A 24,134-nucleotide genomic window follows, 5' to 3' on the forward strand; every position below is an offset into this window, starting at 1 on the left:
AGACCGCTTGCAAGATTACGTCCTTGGGAAGTGCACACCTTTGAATGAAACCATCTTTTCTGCACTCCCAAGTTGAAACTCGGATCGCCGGAATTACAAAAGTTTCAATTCAAACAGAGTGCTTAAGGAACTTGCGACAGAACCCTTCCAAATCGAGAAATGACATACAGTAACGGGCATGTAGGAAGACGGCGAAGAGGATCACATCCTTCGGATACTGTGCGCCTTTGAAAGAGACCCTGAACAGTCATTCGACATCAAAATTTTGATAGCCATTCACTCGAGGCACTTAGGAGGGCAAACAGTAAAAAGTTCGCAATAGATCCGCTCCGGAGGAACCGGATTTGAACGGCTCGTGTGCTCCGTTGCTCACGGTTTCATCACGTTAATGTAAGTTCGGATGTCCTGGGCTTGAGGCAAATTTTGGCGTCGCCTAGGACTTATTAACGAGCAGGTTTGAATCAACTTCAAGGCAAAATGGAACTGAATCAGGTCAAATACTATCTTGCGGTTTGTGAAACCTTCAATTTCACAAAGGCAGCAAAAAAATGCGATGTTTCGCAACCCTCCCTAACCCGTGGAATAAAGCGCCTTGAGGAACAGCTTGGTGGTGATCTGTTTCGGAGAGAGCGCGCACGGACACATCTGACCGAACTGGGTCAGATGATGTATCCAGTGCTCCAAAAATGCTATGAGGGTGCATTGCAAGCAATGCGATTGGCGGAAGATTTTTCTCAGGGAGATCGGGCATCAAATCGCATTGGTATGACGCGCGCCGTCGAAGCGGATAGAATCGTCGGAGCTATTCAAACCCTAGTGTCAAATATTGCGGCAGCAGAGCTGACTATCGTGCGTGACAGTCGCGACGCTGTATTTAGTGCGCTTGAGTATGGCGACCTAGATTTTGCTGTTGCGACAGGTCGTGACGGGCATTGGGAGCGTTTCGAAACACTCAGCCGGGTTGAGGAACGAATTTTCGCGTTTATGTCTGTAAAGAGCCGGTTTTCTGATTTGAATCGGTTTTCTCTCAACATGATGGGGAACGAGGCTCTTTTGCTGGAACCTTTCAGCGACTACGACAAAAAGCTGCTGACGCGGTTCCATGAGGCGGATGTTTCGCCGGGAAAGGTCCACACCATGACTTCGAGATGCGATACCATGAGCTTTCTCAGTGCAAACCTTGGCGTGGCTTTCTTACCCGAAGGCGCACCTTGTCCACCTGAGGTTTGCTCTATGCCCGTGGCGGATCTGGACGTCACTTGCCTTACATCCGTGCTTGCCGTGTCTGGTCGGCGGCACTCTCCGGCAGGGGCGGCTTTTGTAAAAGTTCTCAGGGAAAACGGGTCATGTCAGTCACCGGCTTCGCTATAGATTGCCATTGGCGATAGGCTATGTGTATCGAAACCATACATGTTGATTTATTGACCAAAAGTTTAAGGGTCCGATAGTCGCTCTTCGAAAGAAAGAGAATCTGGGTGTTGATTGAGAATGGTTTTGGGGCGGCATAAGTGGGGCCTTATGTCGACCTGGTTAGGCAAGGAAACTGGGATGAGTATGTAAATGGTTGGGTAACTTTTAAAGTTATCACGGTATTGAAGGCTCCGTGCAGCGCGCGAACGGCTCAAGCAGCACCAATTTCTTGGATGCCGAGGGTAAGCTGGTATCTGCATTAGATAGTCTTTCAAACACATCAAAGTAGATGACGCCAAAGCCGACCCAATCAAAGGTTGGCTTCAATTGTCATCGATCTGGTCAGGTCCTGGTAAGGCTGACCAACAGCAAAAAAGTAGAGAAATAATGGTCGGTAACCGTAAGGCTCGTCGCCGTGCAATCGCACTTCGTCGTAAAATTGTCAAAGTAGACAGACAAACCATCAAATCAGCGTTGATCGGTTCAGCCGCTGGTGTTGCGTCGCTGGCAATGCCTGCTGACGTTCAAGCCCAGGTTGTTCCCGGCGACCCTCAATGTACGACCAGCGGAACAACCGTAAATTGTAGCGGAGACCTAGAGGCAGGAATCTCGGTCGCAGAACCGGTTGAAACGTTGAATGTGAATAATGTTGACCCAGAGGGAATAACTCCGGCGACCGGAGTTGTCGGAATCTCTTTCATTTCCGAAGCCGGGGATCTTACACTGAACGCGGATACGACTGGGTCGCGCGGGATCATTACATCTGGTCTTAACACCCCCGGGATTATCGTGGAACACCAAGGTCCCAACGGCAATATTAGCGTTTCCTCAACCGGCGACGTCAATGCGAACGGGGACAGTATCAGACTTAGTACGGACGCAGGCAACGTAACACTTACCTCTCGGGGTGATGTTGCATCCGTGCGAGACGAAGCGATCGACATTGACGTTGAGGATGGGAATGTAACGGTCGACTCGGTCGGGAATCTGTCAACCCAGACTGGTGCGGGTGAAGAAGCCATCAGGATTGACGTCGACGGGGACGGCGATATCACCGTCAGGTCCACAGGCAATATCGCTTCAAATCAGGATGGTATTGAGGTGGACGTCGATGGGACTGGAAACATCGTCATTGAATCAACAGGCGATGTTACGACCAACACAAATGACGGATTGGATGCCACCACCGAAGACGGCAGCATCTCCATCACTTCGACTGGGACAATACGTGCGAATGATAACGGAATCGAAGCTGACGCGGCCGGAAATATTTCGATCTCATCGACCGGAGACATCAGCGCAAGAGGAAGCGGAATTGAAACCAATGTTTCTGGCGACAGCGACGTTGATGGCAATGTTAGGATAAATACCAATGGCGACATTGATGCAATCAATCATGCTTTGAACGTCAATCTGAATAGCACGGGCGATGTCGAGATTGCAAACAATGGTAACCTGAGTTCGCGCGCTGAGACAATTTTTGTTCTGTCCAACGGTGACAATGTCACCCTTCAATCCACAGGTGATGTTACGTCAGAACGGGCCAGGGGTATTGTCGTGTTTCGCTCTGATAGTGACGGCAACATTGACATCACCCAAACCGGCAACATCGCGGCTGCAGGAACAGGCATCGATGCCCAGCTCAATCCGGGTGCCGTTGGCAATATCTTGATCACTTCGCAAGGGAATATCACAACCCAGCAAGACCTTGCGAGCGGCATTCGTGCTGTCCAAAGTGAACTCGGGGCAATCGAAATTAACTCAACCGGTAACTTGTCGACGGCCAGCTCAGAGGCACATGCTATCCGTGCAGAGAATTTGGGAGATGCCGACGGAGATATCGGCATCTCCTCGACCGGCAATATCAACACGACTGGCGACGCCTCCGCTGGTATTTTCGCGAATTCTGAGACCGCCACGTCGCGCAACAATGTGCAGATCACATCTGCAGGGAACATTACCACACAGGGCACGGACTCCGACGGGATCCTCGTTAACGAAGACGGAAGCGGCACTGTTGCCGTAACTTCGACCGGGGATATCACCACCCGCAGCGAAGGCGCAGATGCGATCGAAATCAGAGCCAACGGTGAAGGCAACGTAACGATCGCCTCGGAAGGGAATATCGATGCGTACGCGAATGGCGTTCTCATTGGCGCCGACGCCAGCGATGTGTCTGTAACATCACGGGGCGATATTGCGTCCCAGAACGGCCACGCGATTGAAATTGATGTTGAGGACGGGAATGTAACGGTGGCCTCGGTCGGAAATCTCTCAACCCAGACCGGTGCGGGTGAAGAAGCCATCGGAATTGACGTCGATGGGGATGGCGATATCACAGTAAGATCCACCGGCAACATCACTTCAAATCAGGATGGGATTGAGGTGGACATCGATGGTGCAGGAGACATCACGATTGAATCAACGGGCGATGTTACGACCAACAGAAATGACGGATTGGATGGCACGACCGAAGACGGCAGCATCTCCATCACTTCAACCGGACAGATACGCGCAAGCGGCGGCGGAATTGAAGCTGCCGCAACTGACAATATCACAATCACATCGACCGGAAACGTCACCGCCGGAGATAACGGAATCGACGCTGAAACAACCGGTGATATTACAATCTCATCGAACGGCAATATCACTGCCGAAGGGGACGGAATCAGTGCGCTAGTTCCCGACGAAGGCGAGGGCGACGGCAACGTCACGATAACAAACACCGGTGATATCTCCGCAAGAAGTAATGCCGTGTTCGTCGACTTGTATTCAACGGGAGACATTGAGATTGTCAGTACTGGCGACCTGACTTCCCGTCAGGAAGCAATTTCTGTTTTGACCGACGGTGACAGTGTTGCCATCCAATCCAATGGCGACATTACATCGGAATCAAACAGCGGCATTTCTGTTACTCGCTACGATGGCAACGACGACATCAACATTACTCAAACCGGCAACATCGTGGCTGCGAACCAAGGCATAGAGGCCCAAATGTTGCGGAACGTTGATGGTAACATTTTGGTCACGTCACAAGGAAACATCACAACCCGGAATAACTCCGGTGTTGGTATTCTTGCGACCCGCTCCGGAAACGGAGAAATCGAAATTACCTCGACCGGAACCATTTCGACATCAGGGGCAGACGCGAACGGAATCCGTGCCCAACAGCAGGGAGGCTCGGGCGGCATCACGGTCCGTGCGTTGGGTGAAATCAGAACCTCGGGCAACAATGGCGACGGGATCATGGCCGAGCGCACGCAAGGTGTCGGGGACATTTCTGTCGATGTGGCTGCAAATATCGAAACGCAGGGCGATGCGGCGAGCGGAATCGACATCAATTCGTTTAGCCCCGATGCCGACAATAATGTCGGAGTCATTGCAACCGGGAACATCACGACGGCCGGTGCCAACGCGTTAGGAATTCTCGTCCGTAAATCGGGCACTGGGAACGTTGAGATCGATACCAGCGGGAATATCACAACAAGAGGTGAATCTTCTTCCGGCGTCACGGTTTTGAACGTTGAGGGGGGCGATACGGTCATTACTTCGGACAGTGTTATCGCCACACAGGCAGAGGCATCCAATGGTATTGTCGGGATTAGTTTGAACGGCGATGGGGAAGTGAAAATCCAGTCTAATGGTGCGATCACTACTGCAGGAAGGTCTGCGAATGGGATCGGAGCGGGCAAGGAAGCTGGTGTCGGGAATGTTGCTGTTAACAATACGGGCAGGATTGAAACCGCTGGGGTCGACGCCAACGGGATTGTTGCGGAAATCCGTGGCATCGAAATTGAAAGTGACACCGCCGTAACTGTTGAAATCGAGTCCACCGGCGAAATCTTGACCCGCGGCGACCAATCAAACGGGATTGAAGTTCAAAACCCTGGCCGGGGCAACACTGCGATCCGAGTCGGCGACAACATTTCGGCAGAGGGCGCACGCGCCAGCGGTATCCGTGTCACAGGCTCAGCTATGAATACGTCCACTGTCTCCATCAATGGTGCACCTGTCCAAGGTGGCTCAGGTGATGGTTCGGCCATACGTTTTGACTCGGCCGCGGGTGCAACGAATGTTTTGAATACGGCGGGTGAGGTTGTCCTGTCGTCGCTGGGTGGATCTGCTGTGATCGGAGGCGCTGGTAACACTACGATCAACAATTTCGGAACACTGACCGCAACAGCCAACGGTGCTATTATGCTGGGCGACGGCACAAATGCTTTCAACAACCAGGCTGGCAGTACTTTCAACACTGGTGGCGTTGTCAATCTGGGTGCAGGAAACACTTTGACCAATGACGGGGTGCTATCTCCGGGTGGGCGGGGAACGATCGTAACCACGAGTGTGACAGGCCGACTGGTGCAGGGGGAAAGTGGCCGCTTCGCCGTCGATCTCGACCTGGATAGCGGAGCGGCGGACCGCTTGAACGTTTCAGAAACCGCAGCCTTGAACGGTACCGTGGACGTCAACGTATTGAACGGGTCGGCCCGGTCGCAGCAATTCACAATTTTGACTGCGGAAGGTGGCACGGCGAACGAAGGTGTGACTCTGAATGGTTTCACCATCAGCCCAATCCTGCAGGCTGAACTGAAGTTCCCCAATGCAAATGACGTGGTCCTGGCGACCAACGTAAACTTCGCCGCTCCCGGCGCTGGGCTGAACGCCAATCAACGCAACACCGCTAATGCAATTGATGTGGCCTTTGAAGACGGGGATGAGAACATTGCCCCGGTAACCAACGCCTTGCTTAACGAAGTGTCCAACGCCGATGAATTGCAAGAAGCATATGACCAACTTGGCGCGGCGGGTATTCTCAGCAGTGAAAGCACCGCACTGGTCAACGCCCAGAACTTCACCAATCAGCTGTTTTCGTGCCAAGTGACCGGCGTGGAATACGCCGCCATCTCGGAAGGCAGCTGTCTCTGGGCACGGCCTCAGACCCGGCATTTCGATCAGGACGGAACGTCGGATTCTGTCGGCTACGACAGCCGGTCCTACGGGATCAGCGTGGGTGGCCAGCTTGAGTTCCGGCCCGATTGGTTTGCCGGGTTTGCCCTGGCGTATGAATCTGGCGATATCTCCTCAACGTCCGGCGTCGATAGTGATTTTGACTCTTATTCGGTCGGCCTGAGTCTGAAGCGCACGTTCGGGCGGTTCGCCTTGTCTGGGGCAATCTCTGGCGGTGTGGGCGATTTCGACACGACGCGTTCCGTCACGTTCGGCGGCCTCAACGCAGCGAACACATCGAACTACGACGTCGATTATCTGTCGGCACAGGTGCGAGCGGCATATCTGATTGAACGCAGCTCGGGTTATCTCAAACCTATGCTGGATTTGAACCTGACGCGCGTGAAGCGTGACGGATTCACGGAATCCGGGACGTCAGCAACGGGCCTGTCCGTGGACGCCAACAGCGAGACCTATTTCTCGGTCAGCCCGTCACTGGAGTTCGGTCAGGACCGGCAGATCCGCGAAAATCTGGCGTTGCGTGCATACGGAAAAATCGGGGCGACGTATTTCAACAATACGGATACAACCGTGACGGCTCGTCTTGGCGATGGACCTGATTTCACCAACTCGACAGATGCGGACAACTTGTTTGCCGATGTCGAAGTGGGCGTGACGTTCTTTACCCAAGGCGAAAAATCCATTCAGCTTGGATATCGGGGCCGGTTCTCGGACAATACACGCATCAACAGCGCCTTTATCAAGGGCAGCATCAAATTTTGATCGAATGAGATGGTTGATCTGAACCAACCGCGACAAGGGGAAGAAGCCTTCTCCTTGTCGCAACGGGATGTATCGCCAAATTTGGCGCCCGATTAGAAAGTGTTTTGGACAGTGCGGAATTGCTCGGATGTGCGGATCGCACCGTTGCAAAAAATCGCCGCTATCCTGTGGATATACGAGAATTAAGGGCACAAAATCGGACCAAATGTCCGGCAATGTTTCTGCATCCAGTAATTAAGTGCACAGTGACATCAATCGGTTGTGTTGCCAAGATTTGAGCCCGTTGATTTGTTTGAGCAATCGCTTGTGAGTCAGGTGGCGAGCTCAGCGAACTGCTGAAATGGACAAAGTTCGGGCTTAAGTTGGCCCTTTCGGATCATGTGCGACACTTCGATTCCGTCGAGCGTTGCGGCCGCTAAAGCGAACGACTTGAACCCGCACATGTGGCATATGCGACGCTTGATGAACCTGTGATCCTGCTCGATCAGGTTGTTATCCGGCATGAATGATCGCGACGCTTCAATCGGAGGTTTTGAAGGCCTCGATGTGGGTTAGTGTTGATCCACCGGGATCCGGTTGTCAGAGGCAGTTGGGAAGGCTTCTGTATCGAGAGCCTGGTCGCCGCTGCGGCACGCGGAACTGAAGCAAGCTTCTATCGCTCTTCCGCAGGCGCTGAGGTTGATTTGATGTTGAAGCTTCCCCGAGGCGCGCTCTGGGCCATAGAGATCAAGCGGACGACATCTGCCAGGGTAACGCGCGGATTTCACATCGCGACAGAAGATTTGGACGTCTCAGAACGCATACTTGGCTATGCGGACGGGAAGGAAGTGCCGGGGCCGGGGGGAGTACAGGCAATGCCCCTCAAAAGTGCTATGGAACGGCTGGCGTCCGCAAAGGCTTAATAGCGACCGGGCCGGAAGTAGCGGGTTCGGAATTGAACGTTGTAGCCCACCTCTGGCCGAACCTTGTTGCAATTGAAAATACTGCCACGAAGGGCGGGAAGCAGTTATTCGCTGCGCTCTCGTGTTTCATATGTCTGTCATGTGAAAGCCGACATTCGATGCGACCTATAAGTTTGTCACAGCGTACCTCCCGATCCGAGTTTTGACTCAAAGTAATGGTAAACGCTGTAAGAAACGAAGTTGACTTTCATCGAGAATTTCAAGGATGGGTGTTACAAAACCAAAGCAGTATTGATTTAGCCTCCAATTGTCGGCTGTGATATAAGACAGCTCGAAAAGACCAATGTGGTAGGTAGTTTGTTAGAACATCTGGTGATTTGTTCCACCGGGACTCAATAAGTCTTCTAAATTAGAAGCGGCTGTCAGCGTCACAGGAAGGAATCAGGCTCTGACGCGGATGAACACTAGCAATACGAGTGTCCTGCACGCATCCTCAGGCCTAAGATGCATTCCCGTCCACTTGTAGTTCATGAATTGCAAAAAAGTTCCAAAATTCAATTGCTTCCAGGCGCCTCACTTAATTACTAAAAATTTAGTTTGACAGGTGCGCAAAAAATCGCTGATGCTGTCTGCTATCCGGTTTGCGCCGGAAAACCATAATTTTTTGGGAGGAAAGAGATGCGGAGACATCTACTTTCCGCAGTGGCGGCTGCTGCCGTCATTGCGGGGCACGGTCCCGTTTGGGCCGACGAAGCCGCAGCACAACGTTGGATCGACGACGAATTCCAGCCATCGACCTTGTCGAAAGACGAACAGATGTCGGAAATGCAGTGGTTCATTGAAGCTGCACAGCCTTATGCTGGCATGGAAATCAACGTCCTGTCCGAAGGCATCCCGACACATTCCTACGAATCCGAGGTTCTGACCAAGGCGTTCGAGGAAATCACCGGTATCAAGGTCAACCACCAGATCCTTGGTGAAGGCGAAGTTGTTCAGGCCGTTCAGACGCAACTTCAGACAGGCCGGAACCTGTATGATGGCTACGTGAACGACAGTGACCTGATCGGCACCCACTCGCGCCTGCAACTGGCTTATCCGCTGACCGATATGATGGGTGGTGACTGGGCGGCGACGACCTCGCCGACGCTGGATCTGGATGACTTCATGGGCATTCAATTCACCACCGGTCCGGATGGCAAGCTGTATCAGCTGCCCGATCAGCAGTTCGCGAACCTCTATTGGTTCCGCAAGGACTGGTTCGATGATGAGGCCAACAAAGCCGCGTTCAAAGAGAAGTATGGCTATGACCTGGGCGTTCCGGTCAACTGGTCAGCTTACGAGGACATCGCAGATTTCTTCACCAACGACGTAAAAGAAGTCGACGGCACCACGATCTATGGTCACATGGATTACGGCAAGCGTGCGCCCGACCTGGGCTGGCGTATGACTGATGCATGGCTGTCGATGGCTGGTGCAGGTGATAAAGGCGAGCCAAACGGTATCCCCGTCGACGAATGGGGCATCCGCATGGAAGCGGGCACCTGTAACCCTGTTGGGGCTTCCGTCTCGCGTGGTGGTGCTGCAAACGGACCGGCTGCGGTCTATGCGATCCGCAAGTGGGATGAGTGGCTGCGGAACTACGCGCCTCCGGGTGCGGCATCTTATGACTTTTACCAGTCGCTGCCGGCGCTCAGCCAAGGCAACGTGGCCCAGCAGATCTTCTGGTACACAGCCTTTACCGCCGACATGGTGAAGCCGAAGTCCGAAGGCAACAACACCGTGGATGACGAAGGTACGCCGCTGTGGCGGATGGCGCCCAGCCCGCACGGCCCCTACTGGGAAGACGGTCAGAAGGTTGGTTATCAGGACGTGGGTTCCTGGACCTTCCTGAAGTCGACCCCTGCGGATCGTGCTCAGGCGGCTTGGCTCTATGCCCAGTTCGTGACGTCCAAGACTGTCGATGTGAAGAAGTCCCATGTGGGTCTGACCTTCATCCGCGACAGCTCGGTCAACCACGAGTCGTTCACCGAACGCGCACCCAAGCTGGGTGGTCTGGTCGAGTTCTACCGCTCGCCTGACCGTGTGGCATGGTCGCCGACCGGCATCAACGTGCCGGACTATCCGAAGCTGGCCCAGATCTGGTGGCAGCAGATCGGTGACGTGAACTCGGGTGCCTTCACCCCGCAAGAGGCGATGGACCGTCTGGCCGAAGAGATGGACATCACCATGGCCCGCATGCAGGCCGCGGATGAAAGCGCCGGTGTCTACGGTGGCTGTGGTCCCCGCTTGAACGAACCGCAGGATGCGTCGTTCTGGTTGGAAAAAGCAGGCTCGCCCAAAGCCAAGCTTGAGAACGAAAAGCCGCAGGGCCAAACCGTCAACTACGACGAACTGGTTCAGCGCTGGCAGTCTCAGTAAGCCATTGAAACCCGGGGATGCCGTATCAGGCATCCCCACCTCAAGACCAGTGCGACGCACTGAAGAACCGGAACCCACGGACATGATCGAACTACAAGATGCCACCAAACGCGTTGGCAACGTTATCCATATCAAGCCCACGACCCTGACGCTGCAAACCGGCCATTTCAATGTGCTGCTGGGCGCGACGGGATCGGGCAAAACCTCTCTGATCAAGATGATGGCCGGGCTGGACCCGATCGCCTCGGGTAAGGTGCTGATGGACGGGCAGGACGTCACAAGGCTGAACACGCAAAAGCGGCAGATCAGCCTCGTGCACCAGTTCTTCGTGAACTATCCGCATATGACTGTCTTTGACAACATCGCCTCGCCTTTGCGTGTGGCAGGGATGGCGAAATCCGAGATTGAAGGACGCGTGGAAGAGGCGGCCGACTTGCTGCAGCTGCGCCCGATGTTGCATCGCCGACCGCATGAGCTGTCAGGCGGCCAACAACAACGTACCGCACTTGCCCGAGCCATCGCAAAAGAAAGCCGAGCCGTGTTCCTCGATGAACCGTTGGCCAACCTGGATTACAAGCTGCGCGAAGAACTGCGCGAGCAGCTACCCGACCTGTTTGCCGGTCGTGGGGCGGTGGTGGTTTACGCCACCTCGGAACCCGAAGAGGCGCTGCTTTTGGGTGGATATACCGCCCTTATGGAAGACGGTCGCGTTACGCAATTCGGCCCGACGGCTGATATCTATCGCAACCCCGAGAACATTGCCGCTGCGCGCGTGTTCTCAGATCCGCCGATCAATGTGGCCCGCGTCACCGTGTCCGGCGCACAAGCGCGATTGGCGGGTGGAGGTGGCTGGCAGGTCGCGGATATGACCGATGGCGAGTACATGGTCGCAGTGCGGCCGCACCGAGTGACACCAATCCGCACCTCGGATGCCGATGTGGAGCTGACCGGTCGGGTGATTGTAACCGAATTGTCAGGGTCGGATTCCAGCGCTCATTTCCAGCATGGGGACGATGCGTGGGTCTCTTTGGCAGCTGGTGTACACCCATATCAGGTGGGCGAAGACCACCGTTTTTTCATGAACCCGGCCCATTGCCGGTATTTCGGCCAAGACGGCAAAAGGGTAGCCTGACATGGCACAGATCAAGCTTTCAAACCTAAAACACAGCTACATGCCGACGCCGGCAGGTCCGGAAGACTATGCACTGAAGGAAATCGACGTGACATGGCGTGATGGTGGGGCATATGCCCTGTTGGGGCCATCAGGGTGCGGGAAGTCCACGTTGCTAAACATCATTTCCGGCCTTCTGACACCGTCTGAGGGTCAGATCCTGTTCGATGATCGCGACGTGACGGCCTTGCCGCCAGATCAACGCAATATCGCGCAGGTGTTCCAGTTTCCGGTGATCTACGACACGATGACCGTGGGTGAAAACCTGGCTTTTCCGCTGAAAAACCGAGGTGTCGACGCCGCGACAGTCAAACGCCGCGTCGATGAGATCGCCGAGATGCTGGACGTCACCGAGTTGCTGAAAACCCGCGCGTCGGGCCTTAGCCCGGACAACAAACAGAAGATCTCGATGGGGCGCGGTTTGGTGCGTGATGACGTGAATGCGGTGATGTTCGACGAACCGCTGACTGTGATCGACCCACACCTGAAATGGAAGCTGCGGTCGAAACTGAAAGAACTACATCAGCGCGTCAAAGCCACGATGATCTACGTGACCCACGATCAGACCGAGGCGCTGACCTTCGCAGACGAGGTGGTCGTGATGCAGGACGGCGAAGTGGTTCAAATTGGCACGCCTGTTGAGCTGTTCGAACGTCCTCAGCACACGTTTGTTGGTCACTTCATCGGCTCTCCCGGCATGAACGTTCTGCCCTGTGAAGCCAGGGGCGACCGCGCCGTTTTCGAAGGCCACGAAGTGATGCTGGAAGGTCCGACCCATGGTGATGGCGGTCGCACCGATCTGGGCATCCGCCCCGAATATGTGGGGTTCGGTGACACCGGTATCCCGGCACATGTAACCAAGGTCTCGGATATTGGCCGTCACTACGTGGTCAGCGCCATGGTCGGTAACACGGCCCTGAAAGCGGTAACTGAACACAGTGTCCCGGAACCGGGATCACAAGTCTTCCTGCAATTCAAACCTGAACAATCGCGCGTCTACCGCGACGGCTGGATCGCTAGCGAGGAGCGGGCACAATGAGAACGGAAAACCAAAAGGCATGGTTCTTTGTCTTACCGGTTCTGGCACTGGTCGCCTTCAATGCGCTGGTGCCGATGATGACGGTGGTCAACTACTCAGTGCAGGAGACCTTCGGCAACAACCAGTTCTTCTGGGAGGGACTGGGCTGGTTCGAACAGATCCTGCGCTCTGACCGTTTTCAGGCTGCGCTTGGACGGCAGTTCCTGTTCACTTTCCTGATCCTGCTGATTGAGGTGCCGCTTGGCATCATTGTGGCCCTGTCGATGCCGCGCAAAGGGTTCTGGGTTCCTGTTTGTCTGGTTCTCATGGCTCTGCCGATGCTGATCCCGTGGAATGTAGTCGGGTCGATGTGGAATATCTTTACCCTGCCCAAGATCGGCTTGCTGGGCTATTTCCTAAATGACGTTTTAGGCATCAACTATGACATGACGCAGCAACCGCTGTCGGCATGGATCACAGTCGTCATCATGGATGTCTGGCACTGGACTTCATTGGTCGTACTACTCTGCTATGCAGGCCTCGTATCGATCCCGGACGCCTATTATCAGGCCGCCAAGATTGACGGCGCCAGCCCGTGGTCGGTGTTCCGCTATATTCAGCTGCCCAAGATGAAAACAGTCCTGACCATCGCAGTACTGCTGCGGTTCATGGACAGTTTCAACATCTATACCGAGCCCTTCGTTCTGACCGGCGGCGGCCCCGGCAATTCAACCACCTTGCTGTCGATCGACCTTGTGAAGATCGCTCTGGGACAGTTCGACCTTGGCCCTGCAGCCGCGATGAGCCTGATCTACTTCGCCATCACGCTGCTGGTCAGCTGGGTCTTCTACACTCTGATGACAAAGGATGACGCGCAATGAAGAAGCGGTCCCTTATCCCAATCCTCTATATCGCGTTTCTGATGCTGCCGATCTATTGGCTGGTGGCGATGTCCTTCAAGACCACGAACGAGATTCTGTCGGGCTTTTCCCTATTCCCTCAGACCTTCACGCTGGAGAATTACATCACGATCTTCACAGATCCGACGTGGTATTGGGGCTACATAAATTCGATTGCCTACGTGACAATCAACACGGTGCTTTCCGTTTGTGTGGCCTTGCCCGCCGCTTATGCGTTCTCGCGCTATCGGTTCCTTGGCGACAAGCAGTTGTTCTTCTGGTTGCTGACCAACCGGATGGCCCCGGCTGCGGTCTTCGCGCTGCCCTTCTTCCAGCTCTATTCCTCCATCGGTCTGTTCGACACATATCTGGCCGTGGCACTTGCCCATACACTGTTCAACGTGCCGTTGGCTGTTTGGATCCTGGAAGGTTTCATGCGCGGCATTCCCAAAGAACTGGATGAGACCGCCTATGTGGATGGCTATTCTTTCCCACGTTTCTTCGTGACGATTTTCCTGCCGAACATCAAAGCGGGTGTTGGTGTCGCGGCCTTCTTCTGCTTCATGTTTTCGTGGGTCGAGATGCTGTTGGCCAAGACCCTGACTGCGGTAGAGGCTAAACCCATCGCGGCCGTGATGACGCGTACTGCCTCCAGCGCCGGGTACGAGCTGGGTCTGCTGGCCGCTGCCGGAACCCTGACCATCATCCCCGGAGCCATCGTCATTTGGTTTGTCCGCAACTACATCGCGCGCGGTTTCGCGATGGGTCGTGTATGAGGTTCGATATGCGTAAACTTCTTCTCATCCTCCCCTTCCTACCCACGACGGCCTTGGCTCAGGCTCAGACCGGATGGGGCAACGTTGGCCAACAAGAGGAAAAGGGATTTTCCTGGACCGACCCTTTGTGGCCCGAATTCTGGATGGCCTGGACGCCTGCGACACTTGCGGTTTTCGTTGGGATATTCTCAGCCATCGCGCTGATTGGCGTTCTAGAAGGCTTCAAATATCGCGACGGGATTGAGCGGCGCGGCGTATTGGGTCTGACCACCACGCTCGGCGATCGTCTCTTCATCACGCTTCTCGGGGCTGCCTACATCTTTCTGGCCTGGCTCGGATTGGTTGGGCAACCGGTTTGGACGCCGCTGTTTTTGTCCATCGGTTGGGGCATCTTCGTCTTCTGGAAAGTTTAAGCTTTGCGAAACTGCGAAAGGATGCTTGTCTGTCAGGCATACTAAAAAATGGCGACACCGAGACTGATGCGAAAGAAAAAAACAACAAACTTACTGACCGAAGTAGAGCTGGAGTTCATGAACGAGCTCTGGGCGCTGGGTCAGGGCTCGGTCCGTGACGTTCTTGATCGTTTGCCGCCGGATCGAAATCTGGCCTACACATCTGGCGCAACAATTTTGCGCATCCTCGATGAAAAAGGATTTGTAGAAAGTAAGAAAAACGGCAAGTCGCTGACGTATCGGCCACTTCTGGAAAAAGACAGGTATCAGTCGCGTTCGCTGCAAAATCTTTCCCGGACGTTGTTCGACGACACCCCTGCAACGTTAGTTGCACGGCTGGTCGACGATGCGGGACTGACAGAAGATGATCTGGAGGAAATTCGAGCACTGGTAGAGAGGAGACTGCAAAATGACGGCGGTTAAACCGGTTCTCGACGCGTTTCTCGAGTTCAATATTGTGCTTGGATTGTCAGCGTTAATTTGGCTGGCTGCCCGCGCGGCGTTGGGTCGTACATCGATGCGATATGGCTTTGTTGCGCAACTCCGTTCCCTCAAGACGCTGTGCATCTGTGTTGTACTGAGCCCGATTTTGGCATTGGGTGTTTCGACACTTGCCGGTCTGGTTTGGCCGGGACGTGCAGTGGCACTGGGTGACTTTGCTGTTGCCGCTTACTTGCGCGGCGACATCGCTATGCCAGCAGCGCAATTTGAAGCGCTGCTGAACAGTCGCGAGCGATGGATTGATCACGTATTGTCAGGCAACAATGCCTTTGTAACCTACGCGTCGATTGCGCTGGCGCTGATTTCGGCAATGTTGGCGATCAGGGTTATGCGCGATGCTTGGGCTATTCGTAAGGCTGTAAAATCCAGCTTCCTTTGGCGCCGCTCATCGAATGTAGATATTCGCCTGTCCGACCGTGTAACCGTGCCCTTTGCCGTGCGGGGCTTGCGTCGTCGGCATGTCGTTTTGCCCAGCCATCTGTTGAACGCGCCAGCCGAACTCCGGTTCGCGCTGGCTCATGAGTTCCAGCATATCCGTGCTAGGGATGTGGAGTGGGAATTGGGCTTCGAACTCCTGCGACCAGTATTGTTCTGGAACCCGGCTTATCTTGTATTGAAGCATCAGTTTGACCGACTTCGGGAACTGGCCTGTGATCAATCTGTTGTGTCGCGCAAAGGGATCAACGCAAAAGATTATACCGCTTGCCTGTTGGACTATTGTGCGCGGTCAGTCGCTTTGAGTAACCCACGCGTTCTTCACGTGGCTTTGGTGAACGGCACCAAGGCAAAGCATGTATTGCGGCAACGCGTAGTCGCGCTGACTGAGGCGCCAATCACGACGACACACTTACCAGCAGCGTTTCTCGGGATGACATTAACCTTGGCTACAGTCCTTGCCATTGGTTCTGCATCAATCCGTCAAACTCAGGATTGGAGCCATGATCGGCTAATGCTTTCCACAGTTGTAAATCTGGAGCGTCTGGAAGCTAGAAATCAAGGAAATTGACCGCTGCTGTAAAGTTCCGGTTTGAACCAGTTCGACGGCGTCAGAACGACATACAAGAATATTGGATTCTGGCGTTTTGTAACGCTTCCGTTCAGCCGTTTTTTCAAGCTTCTTTCAGTTTCGCATAAGTGCGATCTATAACCCGCCGGACTTCGGGGACGCTCGGTGCCAGGTAAAGATAGTGTGTGAGAGGACAATACACAGTTTTGCCGCACTGACTCAAACACCCCGTTTGATCTAGTGGCAGTTCCAAGGGGCGGGTCAACGCGTTACTTGTTTGCGGATTAAACCCCCGCTTTAACTGACTGTTCTGTCGCCTTGTCCATCCCAAGAATACTTCGTTTACGATTGGGAGAAGATGTTAGAACGGACTGTTTCGCCTACGCCGCTCCTTCCGCGTCACCGGTTGCCATCGACAAATCGCCCAATAGCTCACGCGCAGGCAAAACGTGGCCCGGTGTTACAGGAGCTTTGGTGCAGATCGCGGCGAAGGTGTCAGTGCGAGCCCAACCCGGTCATCGCAGTTTTGTGCTGCGTGAGCACATAGCAAAAAAACTGCTGCGCAAGCATTGGTCAGCTTGCCGCTACTCAGCGAGAAGAACGGTCAATCGTGCTCAGCGCAGCGATCAAGACGACTCAAATTCACAGGTAGGCGGGACAATCTGCGCTTTCGCTGCATTTGCGCGATGGTCAGCTTTCTATTCCGGAACTGCCATCAGACCAACCGCGTGGGCCCCGGCGATGATGTTGCTGGCGATGTGATGCCCGAGTGCACGTAGTTCGGCGTCGGGGGCGACGATATCGGGGACTTGCACCGTAATGAGGCCTGCCGCGTGGGCCGCGCGGACGCCGTTGGGCGAATCCTCGAACGCAACGCAGTTTGACGGATCCTGACCCAGGCGTGCTGTGGCATGTAGGTAGATATCTGGCGCAGGCTTGCTGGCAGCGACCTGATCGCCGCCTACTACGTCGCGAAAAAGCGCGCTGAGACCCGCTCGCTCGAGATGCAGATGCGCCTTTTCTGTCTGGGTGCTGGTGGCGATGATGTAAGGTATATCCCGCTCGCGTAGGTGTTCTGCCATCGCGCGCGCACCCGGTTTGACAGGGATGCAATCCGCCAGCCGTTGCGCGATTTCGGCGTCCCAGACGGCATCAAATTCTTCCAGCGTGATGCGCCCAGCTAGCCCTTCGGTTAAAAGTCGGCGTCCCAGCGCACGGTTTGTGCCGACTAGCCGACGGAACAGGTCGTCGTCTCGCGGCAATCCGAGAGCGTCAAGCGTTGTACGGAAGCCCTCGAAGGATACACGCTCGGTGTCGAGCAACAGGCCATCCATATCGAATACGACGGCATGGGGAGTGGGAAGAGGCATAAGGGGTGGCCGTGCTGAGGTTTGAGTGTGCGTAGCTTGAATGAACGTTTTCTGGCGAATTGGAAAGGCCGCAAAGCAGGACGCAGCGGACAATTGGCGCCTCAATTTTTCCGAAGCGCTTTGATGATTGCTGCAGTTTCCTGTTTTCCAAAGCCAGCGTCCTGCGCGCGTTTAACCCAATTGCGCATCAAGGTCGGTAGTTCAGTGTTGATACCCATAGAAACAGCGTGATCGTACAACCCAGTGACCGCCTCTCCCGCCACTTCAACTGATGCGCCGCCGCCAGAAATCTCGTCGAAGGAACCTGCATGGATTGCTTCGGTAAGTGGGATAGCCCTGTCACCTGCGGGAAGGATGGACGTGAACTCAGACACAGGCAATCCCTCTGCTTCGCAGACGAGCGATCCATGAATACTCCCAAATATGATGCCAAGGAGGCGTGAAAGAAACGCAAGCTCCAAAGTCGCTGCCGAGCGGACGTTCGAACCCAAGTAGCGTAAATCGCCGGCGAGTACGTCAAGGTTTGCCTTGCTATCTGAAAATGCGATTTCGTCTCCGGCGACCGCTATCCGGCCGGTTGACGTTCCGATATCGCCTGGCCAACACATTATCGTGCCGTCAAGGTAACCTGCGCCCCAATTGTTAAATTGCTTTCTACTGTCCTCTGATTCTTGCGGCGACGAAGTGCCAAGCTGAATAATGTTTCTACCGGCGGCCGCCTTTGAGACTGGAGGAGTATCAAAAAGAGCGTTTGTGGTTGAGTAGTTGAGAAGGCAGATCAATGTCCTGGGGCTTGCCGAAATGGCCTCATCCAAATCATCAGCCACCCGCGCACCCCGATCCACCAAGGAGGTCATTTTGTCCTGCGTGCGGTTCCAGACGGTAACGTTACGCCCGGAGTCCAAGAGCGCGGTTGCCAGAGCAGTTCCCATTGCGCCCAGTCCAACAACTGTAATGTCGCTCGTCATCCCCAATTCCCCCATTGTGCCCCGCTTACCAACCGCAAGCCTGTAAACGATATCACGGATGACAGGGGAGAGCCGGGGAATCTAATATTCCGCTTTGAGCTCAAAACGGATGAGGTGGGTGGCTCCTGCTCCACCGGCATCGAATGTGCCAAAGTGCAGTTGTCATCGACTGCTAGGAAAGGAGCCATCCACCTCATCCGGTTCGGGCCGTGCGCAACAGTTCGAACAAGTCAGTTACACGAGGGCTTGGTCCATCCTACTGCCGTCACATCCAGACTAAAATTTCGTCGGTAGCGAAGGTTTCCCGCCAGTTACGTCGAAAAAGTCACATGACGGTACCGGCCGACATCCCAAGAAAATACGGAGACCCTGGGCTCGGATCGTAGAGCGTTGGACTGCAGAACACAGATCGAAATACCTTGCCGTGATTTCAGACGGCAAAGCTTCGCCGTATTAGGCCGGCTACGAACAGGCATGTAACTAACATCTCCAGGTTGAGCTACCGTGAGTTGTGCTGAGGCGAGTCGGATCCCGACCCGCTGTTTTTTCACCAGATCAAAAAAGCGAGGCTCACATGGTTACTACACTGGCTGCGGGTGACATTGCGTTTACCGGGTTCAATTCCGACAATCCCGACGAGTTCACATTTGTTGCTTTGACCGACATCGAGGCAGGAACCGAGATCAAGTTCACTGATAACGGTTGGTTCGCAGCCGGCGGTTTCCGCAGCAGTGAGGGTATATTCGTCTGGACGGCACCCGCAAACATTGCTGCGGGTACGGTGATCAACCCCGCATTTACCGGGCCGAACTTTTCGGCCAGCGGTGATCAGATCCACGCGTATCAGGGTGACGACGACACGCCCAGTTTTGTCGCATCGGTTCATTTCAATGGGGACGGATATGAGCCTGACGCAACATCGTCGAATACGTCTGCACTGCCCTCGGGGTTGACCGTCGGCACCAGCGCAATTGCCCTCACCGAAACCGACAACGGTGTTTATAGCGGCCCGCTTTCCGGTACAAAGGCCGAATTACAGGCCGCCATCAACGACCCGGCCAACTGGAAAACCAGCAATACCAGGATTGAAGATGTTGAACCTGCGGGGTTCACCGTCACGGATGCCGCGCCCTCGCCATCGGTCATCATAAATGATTTGGACCTGACGACCGATGAAGGGGGAATGGCAGATACATATGAAGTCACGTTGTCAGTCGCGCCCGAACAGCCGGTCACGATCACCATAGCCGCAGGGGCTGATCTTGACGTCGTGCCAACTGAACTGGTGTTTGACGCTACCAACTTTGACCAGCCTCAACAAATCGCCGTCACCGCCGTTGACGACGATTTGCCCGAAGCGGCCGAGGTCGTGGACATTCAGCACACGGTAACCTCGGACGATCCCGCATTCGACGGTATTCTGGCCCCTGTTGTCGAGGTGTCCATCTCGGCAAGCGACATTGAAATCGTGTCGATCTATGAAATCCAGGGCGCAGGCCACGTGTCTGAATTTGTTCTGGAAGATGGACAAACGGTTGCCGATTTCTTCGCGAACCTGCCCGCCGGACCGTCGAGTGTTCTGGGCGATATGGTTTCAACCAGCGGCATAGTCACCGCGGTGGATTCCAACGGGTTCTATCTGCAGGACCCTGATGGCGACGGCAACGATGCGACCTCGGATGCGATTTTTGTGTTCACTGGATCGAACCCGACCGTCACCGTGGGCGATGCCATTTCTGTGGGTGGGACGGTTGCCGAGTTTTTTCCCGGCGGCACCAGCAGCCGCAACCTGCCGACCACACAACTGACCGATGTTTTCGACCTTGAGGTGCAGTCATCGGGCAATGAGTTGCCTGAGGCGGTTCTGATTGGCAATGATCCGGGTGAGCGGTCTGTTCCAAATCAAAGCATCGACGATGATGCGTTTGCCTCATTCGATCCAACCCAGGACGGTATCGATTTCTTCGAAAGCCTGGAAGGGATGCGCGTGACCGCCACCGATCTGCAAGCCGTCAGCGGAACCAGCCGGTTCGGTGAAATCTTTGCGGTTGCCGATCAGGGCAGTGGCGCAACTGGTCTTTCAGAGCGCGGAACGCTAAATATCTCGCCAGACGACTTCAATCCTGAGAAAATCCAGATCGACGAAGACAGTGGGATTTTCGATTTCGACTTTCCCACAGTGAATGTCGGCGATCACCTTGGCGACGTCACGGGTGTGGTGGGCTATAGTTTCGGAAATTACGAAATCCTGCCGACCGAGGATTTTACACCGAATATCCAGTCAGCCGGGTTGGAACAGGAAACGACCACACTCGCCAGTTCAAGCAACGAGCTGACGATTGCCACATACAATGTTCTTAACCTCGACCCCAATGATGGCGACGGCGACCAGGACGTTGCCGACGGTCGGTTTGCCGCCATTGCCGAGCAGATCACCAATAACCTCAACAGCCCGGACATCATTGGTCTGCAAGAGGTGCAGGACAATTCGGGATCGGACGATGACGGAACCGTTTCGGCGTCGGAAACCCTGGCGGAACTGGCCGCGGCTATCCTGGCGGCGGGTGGTCCGGCTTATGAGGTGATCGACAACACCTTTATCGGGGACGGAACATCCGGGGGTCAGCCCGGTGGCAATATCCGCACCGCCTTTCTCTACAATCCGGATCGTGTCTCGTTAGTGGAGGGATCCGTGCAGACCATCGGTGGGCAAGGTGAAGGCGAGGCCTTTGAGGGCGCACGTTTGCCGTTGGTTGCAGATTTTGTTTTCAACGGTGAAACCGTCACGGTGGTCAACAATCACTTTTCATCCAAAGGTGGTTCTGCGCCTATTCTGGGAACCGAACAGGACTTTGCCGCTCGCCAAGAAGACGTTGATGTGAACGGCAGTCTGGATGAGCGCCAGGCCCAGAGCCAGGCCGTTCAGGATTTCGTCAACGGGCTGGGTGATGGCGCCAATGCTGTTGTGTTGGGTGACTTCAACGAGTTTGAATTTGTCTCACCCGTAGCTGACCTTGAGGCCAATACCGATCTCGTCAACCTAACAAACGATATTCCGGAAGACGAACGCTATAGCTTTGAGTTTCAGGGCAACAGCCAGTCGTTGGACCATATTCTGGTGTCCGAGGATCTGCATTCCGGCGCACTGGTTGACATCGTCCATGTCAATTCGGAGTTTGCCGCAACCAGCGGGCGCGCCTCGGATCACGATCCCATGGTGGCAAGCCTGTTCATTCCAGAAACCCAGAGTTTGGCCGTTGAGTTCGAAGCGGGCCGCTGGTTCAAAACCAAGGCCTTTGAAAGCATCGATGGCGAAGTTGTGGATGTCGACCGGCTTGGCCCGGTGCGCAACAGTCTCACGTTTTCGGATGTGGGTATCAAAGTGGATGCGATCGATCCAACCAATTTCGAGCTGGTTGCGATCAAACATGGGGCGATTGGCGTGTTCTCATTCGACGACTCGTTGTTTAGCCGCGGTGCTGCATCGGTTGATGGTGACGAAAGCCTCAGAATTGCGCTGGAAGACACGGACCTGGAAGCGGTGGAATTCATCTTCAGCTTTGGCGACAGTCACGGCAGCGGTGAGGTCGAGGTTGCCTTCTACGATGATGGTGTTCTTGTCGGCACCATGGTGGCGGATGCTGACGACGGCGAATTCTCAGGATCGCTGGGGCGTACGACCTTTGACGCAGTTGAGCTGTCAGCATTAGATGACACCATGTTTACAGTCGACGAATTCGCGTTCGAAGTGATCGATCAGAACCTGATTGCCTAAAGCAATGCCACACGGTGTCACCCTGGTACTACCGTGTGGCAAACCGCATGCAAATATTACCGCATCATGAACACTCGAAACCTCGAACAGAATGGATTAGCCAGCTTGAGCCATTGAATGTGATGCGTCGCAAAAAAGAACTGTGCATCACAATCGTGCAAGTTTGATCTGATCTGACGTCCAGAAAAATATACATCCGCAACTTTGTTATTGCTGCCAGCCACTAGTGCCTCGCACGGCATTGTCCAAAAGGGGTTCAGAGCCGTACAATGCCGCGATCCGCGCCGACGACGAGGACCTTAGTTGGTGAATGTCTATTCCATCAAAGAGTTGGGCTGCAACGACGCGCGAAGCGTCAGTTTGGCTGCAGGTGAAATCCGCATACTGCGAATGTCTTGTGTGGATGGCGCCCGCATAGCAAAGGGTTAAATGTGGTTTTGCGTGTCTTTTCAGAAGCGGTCTTGTGTCCGGCCTGTTTATGCGGTTTTGACCGCTGACCTTGATGCGCATCGTGATCTTGTACCAGCCAAGACGATTGTGCAGGTCGATCAACTGCCGGCTGAGGACCCGAAGAGCATCTTGAGCCAACTCAGGCAGTTCGGCATGGCCTCCTTTGACGATCCATTTCGCAAAATCGATGGCGCGGGCGACTCCGCGCGCAATGGTGATGCCGAACTCAGTTGCAAGGCTGCGCAGCATGTTGATCAGTTGAGTGCGCTGACGAACGACGAAGTCGCGCGCCTGATGCAACGATAGAAGTGCTTGTTGCTCTTCGGATTTGATTTCGACAAACCGCATGGTCGGTTGCGTCACCGCCTCGCAGATCGCTTCTGCATCCAAAGCATCGGATTTGCCCGCTATATATAGGGTTTGACGTACGTCGGCGGCATCAGCCGGACTGAATGACCTAGTTTCGAAAGTCGATACGCCCAGTAGTGGCTGGACGAACAAGCCTCGATTCCGACCAAACATGGCGCAAGAAGCTGGAAAAACACAAGGACCTGAGGTCAGCGTAAAGGCCGGTTACACATCTTGCCTGTCATCCGTGACGCCGTGCACATGAAAGATGTTCTTGGTCAAATCCAGGCCAGCGGCGATATCCTGCATGGGGGTGGCTCCTCTCAATCGCCGATCATGACACCTGAACTATGGCGCATTGCGACGTCGGGAGCGGGGGGCCATCCACCGCATCTGCAATGCGGGTTGCGATCGCTGAAACCTGATTGCAAGTCGACGGCCGGCCATGGGCCGGCTCGAGGGGTGCTGGTTACAAGGCGATACTTTCGGAACATCGATCCATCGTATGTCATCTCGCCCTCAAACCTTGCGCCCATGCGCTTCAAAGCCCCCAATTTTGTGCGACTAGGAGGAAGCAGGAGCGTCACGGATGGGATACGATCTTCGCCGTGCGCAAACTCCAGCGCTTGAGCGGTTATCCTCATCCCCAACCCGAAGGCCGAGGGTTTCAGCACGAGATCGTAATCCCAGTCAGAACCTTCACGCTGAAAGCCGCCCCATCCCACATACGCGCCGTCCGCCAGAATTGCCCAATGGCCCAACCCGTCCTGCGCCCACTTGGCTTCCTTCATTGCCACGAAGTCAGCTGTGCGCCGCTCATCCCAATTGCCTTGGAGCAAAGGCATGTGCAGAGCCAGAGCTGGATCGGACATATGCTCCGCAATCTCGGGTAGGCGCGTGAAGGTGATTTTTGTCATGTGCTCGTTTGCGACACGCCGTA

General features: G+C 54.7%; 16 protein-coding genes and 2 pseudogenes. 12 read left to right on the plus strand and 6 right to left on the minus strand.

Going from position 1 to position 24,134, the window contains the following annotated elements:
* Window positions 1-145: 145 nt before the first annotated feature.
* A pseudogene (locus tag AC2FJC_RS22220) lies at window positions 146-247 on the minus strand (IS6 family transposase); the annotation flags it as partial.
* A gap of 230 nt (window positions 248-477) precedes the next feature.
* Between AC2FJC_RS22220 and AC2FJC_RS22225 the strand changes: the two are divergent.
* Window positions 478-1,371, plus strand: coding sequence for a LysR family transcriptional regulator (locus tag AC2FJC_RS22225; RefSeq protein ID WP_496741766.1), 894 nt, complete (start codon window positions 478-480; stop codon window positions 1,369-1,371).
* Window positions 1,372-1,797: 426 nt separating this feature from the next.
* On the plus strand, window positions 1,798-7,140 hold the full coding sequence (locus AC2FJC_RS22230) for an autotransporter domain-containing protein (protein ID WP_496741768.1): 5,343 nt from the start codon (window positions 1,798-1,800) through the stop codon (window positions 7,138-7,140).
* 311 nt (window positions 7,141-7,451) lie between these two features.
* Here the strand turns inward: AC2FJC_RS22230 and AC2FJC_RS22235 are convergent.
* A pseudogene (locus tag AC2FJC_RS22235) lies at window positions 7,452-7,634 on the minus strand (DDE-type integrase/transposase/recombinase); the annotation flags it as partial.
* A 60-nt stretch (window positions 7,635-7,694) separates the two neighbouring features.
* Here AC2FJC_RS22235 and AC2FJC_RS22240 point away from each other — a divergent pair.
* The 9 genes from AC2FJC_RS22240 to AC2FJC_RS22280 all read left to right on the plus strand — a co-directional run bounded on the left by AC2FJC_RS22240 (window position 7,695) and on the right by AC2FJC_RS22280 (window position 16,283).
* Window positions 7,695-8,042 carry a DUF4143 domain-containing protein gene (locus tag AC2FJC_RS22240; RefSeq protein WP_496741770.1) on the plus strand — a complete coding sequence of 116 codons (348 nt, stop codon included), beginning with the start codon at window positions 7,695-7,697 and terminating at the stop codon, window positions 8,040-8,042.
* Window positions 8,043-8,720: 678 nt separating this feature from the next.
* Complete coding sequence (locus AC2FJC_RS22245; RefSeq protein ID WP_496741772.1) at window positions 8,721-10,460, plus strand: ABC transporter substrate-binding protein; 1,740 nt, start codon at window positions 8,721-8,723, stop codon at window positions 10,458-10,460.
* 82 nt (window positions 10,461-10,542) lie between these two features.
* Window positions 10,543-11,592 (plus strand): ABC transporter ATP-binding protein, encoded by a 1,050-nt coding sequence (locus AC2FJC_RS22250; protein ID WP_496741774.1) that lies wholly within the window; start codon window positions 10,543-10,545, stop codon window positions 11,590-11,592.
* Window position 11,593: 1 nt separating this feature from the next.
* Window positions 11,594-12,670 carry an ABC transporter ATP-binding protein gene (locus AC2FJC_RS22255; RefSeq protein WP_496741776.1) on the plus strand — a complete coding sequence of 359 codons (1,077 nt, stop codon included), beginning with the start codon at window positions 11,594-11,596 and terminating at the stop codon, window positions 12,668-12,670.
* Window positions 12,667-13,530 (plus strand): carbohydrate ABC transporter permease, encoded by an 864-nt coding sequence (locus AC2FJC_RS22260; protein ID WP_058274620.1) that lies wholly within the window; start codon window positions 12,667-12,669, stop codon window positions 13,528-13,530. The genes AC2FJC_RS22255 and AC2FJC_RS22260 overlap by 4 nt, the downstream gene beginning before the upstream one ends.
* The gene (locus tag AC2FJC_RS22265) at window positions 13,527-14,324 is read left to right on the plus strand and encodes a carbohydrate ABC transporter permease (protein WP_058274621.1); all 798 of its coding nucleotides are present in this window, start codon (window positions 13,527-13,529) and stop codon (window positions 14,322-14,324) included. The genes AC2FJC_RS22260 and AC2FJC_RS22265 overlap by 4 nt, the downstream gene beginning before the upstream one ends.
* Before the next feature lie 8 nt (window positions 14,325-14,332).
* A complete protein-coding gene (locus tag AC2FJC_RS22270; protein ID WP_496741778.1) occupies window positions 14,333-14,737 on the plus strand; it encodes a DUF2160 domain-containing protein in 405 nt (134 codons plus the stop codon).
* 66 nt (window positions 14,738-14,803) lie between these two features.
* Window positions 14,804-15,199, plus strand: coding sequence for a BlaI/MecI/CopY family transcriptional regulator (locus tag AC2FJC_RS22275; protein WP_496741780.1), 396 nt, complete (start codon window positions 14,804-14,806; stop codon window positions 15,197-15,199).
* Window positions 15,186-16,283 carry a M56 family metallopeptidase gene (locus tag AC2FJC_RS22280; protein WP_496741782.1) on the plus strand — a complete coding sequence of 366 codons (1,098 nt, stop codon included), beginning with the start codon at window positions 15,186-15,188 and terminating at the stop codon, window positions 16,281-16,283. The genes AC2FJC_RS22275 and AC2FJC_RS22280 overlap by 14 nt, the downstream gene beginning before the upstream one ends.
* 698 nt (window positions 16,284-16,981) lie before the next feature.
* On the opposite strand, the gene AC2FJC_RS22285 is transcribed toward AC2FJC_RS22280, so the two are convergent.
* Both AC2FJC_RS22285 and AC2FJC_RS22290 read right to left on the minus strand, forming a co-directional pair.
* Window positions 16,982-17,653, minus strand: a complete 672-nt coding sequence (locus tag AC2FJC_RS22285) for an HAD family hydrolase (RefSeq protein ID WP_496741784.1) — start codon at window positions 17,651-17,653, stop codon at window positions 16,982-16,984.
* Window positions 17,654-17,754: 101 nt separating this feature from the next.
* Window positions 17,755-18,636: an NAD(P)-dependent oxidoreductase gene (locus AC2FJC_RS22290; RefSeq protein WP_496741786.1), complete on the minus strand. Its 882-nt coding sequence runs from the start codon at window positions 18,634-18,636 to the stop codon at window positions 17,755-17,757.
* 559 nt (window positions 18,637-19,195) lie between these two features.
* Between AC2FJC_RS22290 and AC2FJC_RS22295 the strand changes: the two genes are divergently transcribed.
* Complete coding sequence (locus AC2FJC_RS22295; protein ID WP_496741788.1) at window positions 19,196-22,396, plus strand: DUF8508 domain-containing protein; 3,201 nt, start codon at window positions 19,196-19,198, stop codon at window positions 22,394-22,396.
* 207 nt (window positions 22,397-22,603) lie between these two features.
* Here the strand turns inward: AC2FJC_RS22295 and AC2FJC_RS22300 are convergent, their stop codons facing one another.
* Together AC2FJC_RS22300 and AC2FJC_RS22305 are read right to left on the minus strand one after the other, a co-directional pair.
* A complete protein-coding gene (locus AC2FJC_RS22300; RefSeq protein WP_496741789.1) occupies window positions 22,604-23,347 on the minus strand; it encodes an IS110 family transposase in 744 nt (247 codons plus the stop codon).
* A 170-nt stretch (window positions 23,348-23,517) separates the two neighbouring features.
* Window positions 23,518-24,134 (minus strand): GNAT family N-acetyltransferase (locus AC2FJC_RS22305; protein WP_496741791.1); only part of this gene is annotated, 617 nt, incomplete at its 5' end.

This window comes from Ruegeria sp. CDSB117, from assembly GCF_059611005.1.

Excerpts from the sequence above, each read along its gene's own strand:
- AC2FJC_RS22225 (WP_496741766.1), top strand. The coding sequence starts at position 478 with ATGGAACTGAATCAGGTCAAATACTATCTTGCGGTTTGTGAAACCTTC.
- AC2FJC_RS22230 (WP_496741768.1), top strand. The coding sequence starts at position 1,798 with ATGGTCGGTAACCGTAAGGCTCGTCGCCGTGCAATCGCACTTCGTCGT.
- AC2FJC_RS22245 (WP_496741772.1), top strand. The coding sequence starts at position 8,721 with ATGCGGAGACATCTACTTTCCGCAGTGGCGGCTGCTGCCGTCATTGCG.
- AC2FJC_RS22250 (WP_496741774.1), top strand. The coding sequence starts at position 10,543 with ATGATCGAACTACAAGATGCCACCAAACGCGTTGGCAACGTTATCCAT.
- AC2FJC_RS22255 (WP_496741776.1), top strand. The coding sequence starts at position 11,594 with ATGGCACAGATCAAGCTTTCAAACCTAAAACACAGCTACATGCCGACG.
- AC2FJC_RS22260 (WP_058274620.1), top strand. The coding sequence starts at position 12,667 with ATGAGAACGGAAAACCAAAAGGCATGGTTCTTTGTCTTACCGGTTCTG.
- AC2FJC_RS22265 (WP_058274621.1), top strand. The coding sequence starts at position 13,527 with ATGAAGAAGCGGTCCCTTATCCCAATCCTCTATATCGCGTTTCTGATG.
- AC2FJC_RS22270 (WP_496741778.1), top strand. The coding sequence starts at position 14,333 with ATGCGTAAACTTCTTCTCATCCTCCCCTTCCTACCCACGACGGCCTTG.
- AC2FJC_RS22275 (WP_496741780.1), top strand. The coding sequence starts at position 14,804 with ATGCGAAAGAAAAAAACAACAAACTTACTGACCGAAGTAGAGCTGGAG.
- AC2FJC_RS22280 (WP_496741782.1), top strand. The coding sequence starts at position 15,186 with ATGACGGCGGTTAAACCGGTTCTCGACGCGTTTCTCGAGTTCAATATT.
- AC2FJC_RS22285 (WP_496741784.1), bottom strand. The coding sequence starts at position 17,653 with ATGCCTCTTCCCACTCCCCATGCCGTCGTATTCGATATGGATGGCCTG.
- AC2FJC_RS22290 (WP_496741786.1), bottom strand. The coding sequence starts at position 18,636 with ATGGGGGAATTGGGGATGACGAGCGACATTACAGTTGTTGGACTGGGC.
- AC2FJC_RS22295 (WP_496741788.1), top strand. The coding sequence starts at position 19,196 with ATGGTTACTACACTGGCTGCGGGTGACATTGCGTTTACCGGGTTCAAT.